A 7,811-nucleotide genomic window follows, 5' to 3' on the forward strand; every position below is an offset into this window, starting at 1 on the left:
CCTTGATCCGGCGTCAGATACCCTCTCGGTTCTTGACAACCCGGTAGAACGCCCAAAGCTGCCGAGCTGCCACTGATCTCCAAGGCGACCAGGCCTGAGCCATGTCCCGCAGAGCCCTCTCCTTGGGACGCTCTGGCAAATTGTAAAGCACCCGTGCCGCCTCTTGCAGGGCCAGGTCTCCCGGCGCAAAGATATCTGCACCGCCAAGCGAGAACATGGCGTAGATCTCCGCGGTCCACACACCGATCCCGGGCACATCTGTCAATGTTGCAATCACCTCCGGCGTCGGCGCGTCTCTCAAGGCGCGATAGTCAATCCCGGCCTGCGAGAGCGCGCGGGCATATCGGATTTTCTGACGGCTGAGGCCCACGGCGCGCAGAGCGTCATCACTGGCCCACTTGACCTTGCGTGGCCCTGTCAGGCCCGCGTCTTTCATACGTCCCCAGATGGCCTGCGCCGAAGCCACGCTCACCTGTTGGCTGACAATCGCACTAAGAAGCTCGGCAAACCCATCCGGTTTACGCCGGAGCGGCAATGCCCCGGTCTGAGCATAGGCATAGGCCATGCGAGGGCAGATTTTACATAGTTCCTGAACCCCCTCTTCCACATCGTCGGATGTCTGGATAATGCGGTCTTTCATAGGTTTTGCACCCATGCCAACGCCTCTTCGACGGTCGTCACGCGTTTGGCGTCGGGCTGCACCGGGCGATTGAGCATGATCACGCGAATGCCCAGATGGCGTGCGGCCTCAAGCTTGGTGCGAGGGATGGTACCCCCGGCGTTTTTGACGATCAGCCACTCGACCCCCAACTCTTTGAAAAGACGGACTTCATCATCAAAGGAAAACGGCGGGCGTCCGATGCAGTAGCGCCCATTGGGAAAGGGAAACGGACCATCGGGGGGATCAATCTGGCGGCAGATGAGCGTGCAGTTTGCCAGGTTCTCAAACCGCAACAAGGTTTGCCGCCCGGTGGCCAGGAAAACGGTGGACCCATCCGGAATATGCGTTGCCGCCTCTTCCTCACGGTCCAGACAAATCCAGTCGTCTCCGGGCTGTGGCGTCCATGCCGGGCGCAGGAGCTGACAATAGGGTATGTTCTGCTCGCGACAGATACGTTCAGACCGGTGTGAGATGCGATCAGCAAAAGGATGTGTGGCGTCCAAAACGGACTTAATATCATGTGCTTGCAGGTAAGACTTAAATCCAGTCTCTCCGCCAAACCCGCCGCTATCTGTTGGAATCGCCAGAGGGCTCGGTGCACGGGTGGCTCCGGCAAGCGAGGCACGTGCCTTGATGCCTTTGTCGTGCAAAGCCTGGGCGATGATCTTGGCCTCGCCGGTTCCGGCCAAAAGCAAAAGCGTCATGATCCCGGCCTCTGCCCTGCGCGCGCAATGATATCGCCTTGCCGATCTATGACCACAGCATCGCAAGAAACCGTATCGGGGAGCATGGATTGCACCTGTTCACAGGCTGAAGACGCAATCCATTCGGCCATCTCTTTCCCAACAGTTTCATAAACTTGCAGCGCTGTATTCATGCCAGACAGTTCAGGTTTTCCAAGTATACCGGCCAAGCCATCAAAATCCACCTGACTGCGTCCTGAATGCAGATCACGCGCACCTTGGGCCAGCTTGGTCATCTTGCCGATGCCGCCACCAATGGTGATATGCGGAACGGGATGTTTGGCGAGGTACTTGAGCAAACCACCTGCAAAATCGCCCATATCCAACATCGCGTGGTCGGGCAGGTCGTAGAGCGCCTGAACCGCCTTCTCGCTGGTGGCCCCGGTGCAGCCTGCCACATGTGTGAGGCCCGTTTCACGCGCCACGTCGATGCCACGATGGATCGAGGCAATCCAGGCAGCGCAGGAAAAGGGGCGCACGATGCCCGTCGTGCCAAGGATCGACAGCCCCCTTTGACGCCAAGGCGGGGATTCCATGTTTTCTGCGCCAACGCCGCTCCACCGGGTATAGATACGGTAATCTCAATATCTGGTGCATTGCCTGTTCGCGCAGCCATCTGCTCAACGACCTCGCTCATCATCTGCCGCGGCACCGGATTGATCGCAGGTTCCCCCGGCGGAATCGGCAGCCCCGGCATTGTCACGGTGCCCACGCCCTCCCCTGCGCGAAACACCACGCCACCCGATGAGGCGCTGACACGGGCGCGCAGCTCGGCCCCGTGCGTGACATCCGGGTCGTCGCCGGCATCCTTGATGATCCCGGCCTCGGCCCAATCTGAACCCTCCGCCCAGTGGGACAGTGCAAACTCTGGCTGCTCTCCACCGGGCAGCGTGATGCCCACCGTATCGGGCCGCCCTGCCCCCCACAGCCCCATCAACGCCGCCTTGGTGGCGGCGGTGGCGCAGGCGCCTGTGGTCCAGCCACGGCGCAAAGGTCCATCGGGTTTGCGAGCCATATCGCGCGGACTATAGGCACGGCCTGCGCCCGCGCCAACGGCCAAATTACTCCGCGAATGTCGCCTCTTAGTGTGCAACCGGTCGTTCCAGGGCTTTCAAGCGGCGCCAAAGCCCGGCATAGAAGAGACATGACTGAGTCTGTGACCCTGCCTGAGACCGATTGGCCCGAGCTTTCGCCCGGCTGGGTGTGGCTATGCGGGGCGGGTCCCGGCGACCCGGGGTTGTTGACGCTGCACGCGCTCAATGCGCTGCGTCAGGCCGATGTGGTGGTCTATGACGCGCTGGTAGAGGACCGCATACTCGACTGGGCGCCGCAGGCTGAGCATATCTATGCAGGCAAACGGGGCGGCAAGCCCTCTGCCAAGCAGCGCGACATTTCCCTGCGGCTGGTCGATTTGGCCAAAGCGGGCAAACGGGTACTGCGCCTCAAGGGCGGCGATCCTTTTGTCTTTGGCCGCGGCGGCGAAGAAGCGCAGACGCTGGTGCAACACGGTGTGCCCCTTCGCATTATTCCCGGCATCAGCGCAGGCATTGGCGGGCTGGCTTATGCCGGTATTCCCGTCACCCACCGCGATGTGAATCAATCGGTGACCTTTGTCACCGGCCATGACCAATCGGGCCAAACGCCAAGTTCGCTCAACTGGCGCGCCATCTCCGAAGGCAGTCAGGTGATCGTGATCTATATGGGCATGAAACACGCAGGCCCCATCACGTCCGCCTTGCTTGATGCGGGGCGGGATGCGGATGAGCCCTGTGCTGTGGTGTGTTCGGCCACGACGCGTGATCAGCAGGTGCTGGAGACGACGCTGGGCGCGATGGCAAAAGACATCGAAGACAGCGGGCTGGAGCCGCCTGCAATCCTCTGCGTTGGGCGCTCGGTGCTGATGCGTCAGGCCCTCGACTGGCAGGCGATGATCGACGGGCAACCGCCACGCGACCTTGATCCCCTGGGCCGGGGGCGACCGGCGGAAAGCGCTTGAGTTTCATGGCGATGCGCGTGTGTCCTGCGAAGGACTTGAGTATTTTGGGAACAGTGAAAGACCTGGGCGCATGGGCCAAGGGCTGATCATTGCAGCCCCGGCCTCTGGCAGTGGCAAGACAACAGTGACGCTGGCCTTGCTGCGGCATTTGGCGCGTCAAGCTGTGCCAGTGCGCGGGGCCAAGTCCGGGCCGGACTACATAGATCCCAAATTTCATGAGGCCGCATCAGGCAAGGTTTGCATGAACCTCGATGCCTGGGCGATGACGCCGGACCGGATCAAAACGCTTGCGGTAGGCGACGGGCTTTTGATCGTTGAGGGCGCGATGGGGCTTTTCGATGGCGCGCCACCTGAGGGCAAAGGGGCCGTGGCCGATCTGGCCCGGATGCTCGGTTTGCCGGTTGTACTGGTGGTGGATGCGGGCAAACAGGCGGGATCGGTTGCACCGCTTGTGGCAGGGTTTGTGGGCCATGATCCTAATGTGTGTGTGGCGGCGGTGATCCTCAACAATGTGGGCAGTGATCGGCACGAGATGATGTTGCGCCGGGCGCTTCAGCCTTTGGGCCTGCCAGTCCTGGCAGCGCTGCGCCGGGATGCAGACCTTGCCATGCCATCCCGCCATCTTGGCTTGGTGCAGGCCGGCGAACGCGCTGACTTGGAGGCGTTTCTGGACCGGGCCGCGGAGGCTTTGGCGGGCAGTTTGGATCAGGAGACTCTGTTGGGGTTGAGTGCTGATCTACCTAATGCACGGCTTGCAAAGGGCCTTACGCCCCCCGCACAGGTGATTGCGGTGGCACAGGATCAGGCCTTTGCCTTTGCCTATCCGCATATGCTGGCCGATTGGCGGGCCGCGGGCGCTGAGATCAAGGTCTTTTCGCCTTTGGCCGACGAAGCCGTGCCGAAGGCAGAGTTCGTCTTTCTACCCGGCGGTTATCCAGAGCTTCATGCCGGTCGGCTGGCGACAGCAGACAGGTTTCTCACGAGCTTGAGGAATGCTGCTGAACACTCTGATATTTATGGTGAATGCGGCGGTTATATGGTGCTTGGGGAGGGCTTGGTTGATGCGGATGGCCAGCATCACGCCATGGCCGGGCTTTTGCCGTTAGAGACCTCCTTTGCCGCCCGCAAGCTGCATCTAGGCTACCGCCATCTGACCGCAAAATCCGGCCCGTTTAGGGGACGCTACACCGCGCATGAATTCCACTACGCCTCAACGCTGAAGGCGCAAGGCACGCCGCTCTTTTCCGCCACAGATGCCGAGGGCACCGCCCTGCCCGATATGGGCCTAAGCCAGGGCCGTGTGCATGGCTCATTTGCGCATATCATTGATGCGGCGGAGTGAGCCCTTGTGGGGGCGCCTAAAGAGGTCTAGCACAGAACCATGACTGATGCCGTGATCACACCTGTCGATGACAGCCGCGCCAAGCGCAATGTCTGGGTGCTGGTCTTCGCGCAGGCGTTCCTGGGCGCGCAGATGGCGATGATTTTTGTGGTGGGCGGTCTGGCCGGGCAAACGCTGGCCAGCAATATCTGTTTTGCCACCCTACCCATTTCCCTCATCGTTCTGGGGTCGATGGTGTCGGCCAACCCCCTCTCCATGGCGATGCAGCGCTTTGGGCGCCGGGCCGGGTTTCTCATCGGCGCCATGGGGGGCGCTTTGGGCGCGTCTGTCGCAGCCTACGGCCTCTATGTCGCCTCCTTCCCCATTTACCTCATCGGCAGCTTCATGACCGGCATCTATATGTCGGCGCAAGGGTTCTACCGCTTTGCCGCCGCCGACACCGCGAGCGACAGTTTCAAGCCCAAGGCGATTTCCTATGTTATGGCCGGGGCTGGCGAGCGCCATCATCGGGCCACAGCTTGTGAAGGTAACGGCGGGTGCGATGGTGATCCCTTTCCTTGGCACGTATTTCGCGGTCATCGCCATCAACCTCATCGGCGCGTTTCTGTTTCTGTTTCTCGACATCCCGAAACCCGCCCCTATCACCCAAGACAGCCCCAAGGGCCGCAGCCGGTGGGAGCTTTTGACCACACCGCGCATCGCTGTGGCGGTGATCTGTGCCACGGTGTCTTACGCCTTGATGAACCTCGTCATGACGTCCACACCGCTGGCCGTTGTCGGCTGTGGCTTTTCGCAGAATAACGCCGCGGACGTGGTCACGGGCCATGTGCTCGCGATGTTTGCACCATCGTTTTACACCGGCCACCTGATTGCGCGGTTTGGGGTGGAAAAGATCATGGGTGCGGGTCTGGTGATCCTCGCCTGCGCAGGTGCCGTGGCCATGCAGGGCGTGGAACTTGAGAATTTCTTTATCGCTTTGATCCTGCTGGGTCTGGGGTGGAATTTCGGTTTCATCGGGGCAACCACGATGCTGGCCGGTGCGCATGAGCCGCATGAGCGGGGCCGCATGCAGGGGATGAATGACCTGATCGTGTTTGGCGGCGTGACGCTGGCCTCGCTGTCCTCAGGCGGGTTGATGAACTGCACCGGTGGCGCGCCGGAGGTGGGGTGGCTCTCGGTGAACCTCGCCATGGTGCCCTTCCTGACACTGGCAGGCGGCGCGCTGATTTGGCTGGTGTTAAGGCCGGAGGAGGTTCGGGGGTAGACGTAGGGTGGGCAGTCTGCCCACCGAAAACCATCGCCACGCATGGGTGGGCAATATTGCCCACCCTACCACCGTCCCGTCATCGCCTTCACCATCAGCCCAAACCGCTTCCGACCAAGCAGTGGATCGCTTCAGGATTTGAAAAATGCCTCCCTCAAATTACCGAGCAACAGTTTCCATAATGACTTCCAAGGATATTAAGCATATGCACTGACTGATGGCTGATGAAATCACATGGGCGCTTTTCTCTTGGTTCGAAGAGTGTGGAGCGCATTTAATTCATCCGGAAGATTTGGAGCGCGTGAGAAGCTTCAATCCTTACGGTGTTGTCTTCAACGTTTTGGCGGACGATGGAGAGTACACAGTGATCGGCGCGGGTAGTGAGAAGTTCCGTGTGCGCCCAGAAGCTTTGATCTTGATAAAGCCCGAAAAGCCTTGGCGTTTTGAAATTGGTGAAACCGTGTCGGTTGTGGGTCGGGACTACGTTGGGTTAATCGTGGGCATTAGCTGGCATTTCAAAGAGAAGAAGCCAATGTATGGACTGAAAGTGGCAGGTAAGTTGAAAAGCAAGCGGTATTGGCCTGAGGACCTGGAAAAGCAAGTAGGGTGAGCAGTCTTTCCATCGATACCCAGCGTTACAAATAGGTGGGGAAATTGCCCGCCCTACGCGTGCTAGTGGACGACGAGAAGTGTTGTTCTACGTAAAAGGCAGCGATGTTGTTGTCACCTCGCTCGGGGGAGAATTTGTAACTGTTCTTCAGAATGGTGTAACAAATGCAAATGTGCGCAGGGCGTTTGGGCAATGAACCTGGAACTCTTAAAAGGTGTTGAAGGAGAAAGAACATCGGCGGTGCACGCTGTGTTTTTTTGTGGTCAGGATGGCGTGATAAGCGATCCAATTTCGATTATCTTACACTCGGGCAGTTCTGGATGGCTTGAAATTTCATCAGATGGAAATGGCAAAATAAAATACAGTTCAAATATTTTCGAACGACTTTATTTCGACGACAAAATTGGGTTCTCTTTCGTCGCTCCGATATTAATTGCCGCGAATGGCAAGGTTGACGGGTCCGAAGAAATTAAAGGCGTGCGCATGGTCGAGGAAGCAGAAGTAACTTCACTGATATTTGATCTCCATGAGAAAAATCTGAAGCTTCGATTTGAGGATGATAACGTTTGTATTGAAATCGTTTAGTTTGGTTGCTGCTTTCTCGCGTAGAGACTTTGTTTGAAAATTTTGATCGAGCATTGGGAGGAAGTAACGTTTTTTGCAAATAAGGCATTTTGAATTATTAGCTGATTTATTGAGATATCGACCCGATTGCTGGGTGACGTTTGGCAAGTCTTATCAGATGCGGATGTAGCGCTATCTCAGCAATGGGAGCAAACTCTTCAAGTTCCAGCTGGCAGAGCCGGCAATTTTTAACGGATGATATTGTACCATGCGGAAGCCAACACACTAATGAAGATTTATCAGGATACAGGGGTAGCATGCCGTCAAATCTGACCATGCATGTTCACAATATCGCTTGCAGCTCCTGCCAGAGTCATTTGCCTTCGTAGGTTGAAGCTATGGGAATGCAAAGACTGGACATTGTACTCTCTGATGGCAGATCAGCAGTCGTTACGCCTGAAGAATTCATAGGGAGTTGGCAATAATGTGTGGTAAATGCCGGGTGCGGTTTCTGGACTATGAGATTTGTCAAGATTTCAACATTGATGGCTATCAACCATTCTTTGAGGACTATTCTAAAGAGAAATGGGCGTCAGAAACCAACGGTGCGATTTTTGATTACCAATTGAAC

6 protein-coding genes and 2 pseudogenes are annotated in these 7,811 nt (G+C 57.8%); 5 read left to right on the top strand and 3 right to left on the bottom strand.

Translation table 11 applies throughout. The features are described 5' to 3' along the window. Nucleotides 1–13: 13 nt before the first annotated feature. From RZS32_RS18340 to RZS32_RS18350, 3 genes and pseudogenes are all read right to left on the bottom strand, one after another. A complete protein-coding gene (locus RZS32_RS18340; protein WP_317057822.1) occupies nt 14–640 on the bottom strand; it encodes a DNA-3-methyladenine glycosylase family protein in 627 nt (208 codons plus the stop codon). Then, on the bottom strand, nt 637–1,365 hold the full coding sequence (locus RZS32_RS18345) for a cobalt-precorrin-6A reductase (RefSeq protein ID WP_317054987.1): 729 nt from the start codon (nt 1,363–1,365) through the stop codon (nt 637–639). The genes RZS32_RS18340 and RZS32_RS18345 overlap by 4 nt, the downstream gene beginning before the upstream one ends. Continuing rightward, nucleotides 1,362–2,419: pseudogene (locus RZS32_RS18350) on the bottom strand (cobalt-precorrin-5B (C(1))-methyltransferase). Before RZS32_RS18350 ends, RZS32_RS18345 begins: the two are co-directional and overlap by 4 nt. 129 nt (nt 2,420–2,548) lie before the next feature. Between RZS32_RS18350 and cobA the strand changes: the two are divergent. The 5 genes and pseudogenes from cobA to RZS32_RS18375 all read left to right on the top strand — a co-directional run bounded on the left by cobA (nt 2,549) and on the right by RZS32_RS18375 (nt 7,201). Continuing rightward, complete coding sequence (gene cobA, locus RZS32_RS18355; protein ID WP_317054989.1) at nt 2,549–3,400, top strand: uroporphyrinogen-III C-methyltransferase; 852 nt, start codon at nt 2,549–2,551, stop codon at nt 3,398–3,400. Between the two features lie 70 nt (nt 3,401–3,470). Then, on the top strand, nt 3,471–4,742 hold the full coding sequence (locus RZS32_RS18360) for a cobyrinate a,c-diamide synthase (protein ID WP_317057823.1): 1,272 nt from the start codon (nt 3,471–3,473) through the stop codon (nt 4,740–4,742). Nucleotides 4,743–4,781: 39 nt separating this feature from the next. Continuing rightward, nucleotides 4,782–6,006 (top strand): annotated as a pseudogene (locus RZS32_RS18365) (MFS transporter). A gap of 217 nt (nt 6,007–6,223) precedes the next feature. Then, nucleotides 6,224–6,616 (top strand): DUF6960 family protein, encoded by a 393-nt coding sequence (locus RZS32_RS18370; protein WP_317054991.1) that lies wholly within the window; start codon nt 6,224–6,226, stop codon nt 6,614–6,616. 192 nt (nt 6,617–6,808) lie between these two features. Then, nucleotides 6,809–7,201, top strand: a complete 393-nt coding sequence (locus RZS32_RS18375) for a hypothetical protein (protein WP_317054992.1) — start codon at nt 6,809–6,811, stop codon at nt 7,199–7,201. Nucleotides 7,202–7,811: the final 610 nt, after the last annotated feature.

Origin of the sequence: Roseovarius sp. W115 (assembly GCF_032842945.2) — a bacterium.
In the GTDB taxonomy this organism is placed as follows: domain Bacteria; phylum Pseudomonadota; class Alphaproteobacteria; order Rhodobacterales; family Rhodobacteraceae; genus Roseovarius; species Roseovarius rhodophyticola.

Coding starts and splice junctions, on each gene's coding strand:
- RZS32_RS18375 (WP_317054992.1), top strand. CDS start 6,809: ATGAACCTGGAACTCTTAAAAGGTGTTGAAGGAGAAAGAACATCGGCG.
- RZS32_RS18370 (WP_317054991.1), top strand. CDS start 6,224: ATGGCTGATGAAATCACATGGGCGCTTTTCTCTTGGTTCGAAGAGTGT.
- RZS32_RS18340 (WP_317057822.1), bottom strand. CDS start 640: ATGAAAGACCGCATTATCCAGACATCCGACGATGTGGAAGAGGGGGTT.
- RZS32_RS18345 (WP_317054987.1), bottom strand. CDS start 1,365: ATGACGCTTTTGCTTTTGGCCGGAACCGGCGAGGCCAAGATCATCGCC.
- RZS32_RS18360 (WP_317057823.1), top strand. CDS start 3,471: ATGGGCCAAGGGCTGATCATTGCAGCCCCGGCCTCTGGCAGTGGCAAG.
- cobA (WP_317054989.1), top strand. CDS start 2,549: ATGACTGAGTCTGTGACCCTGCCTGAGACCGATTGGCCCGAGCTTTCG.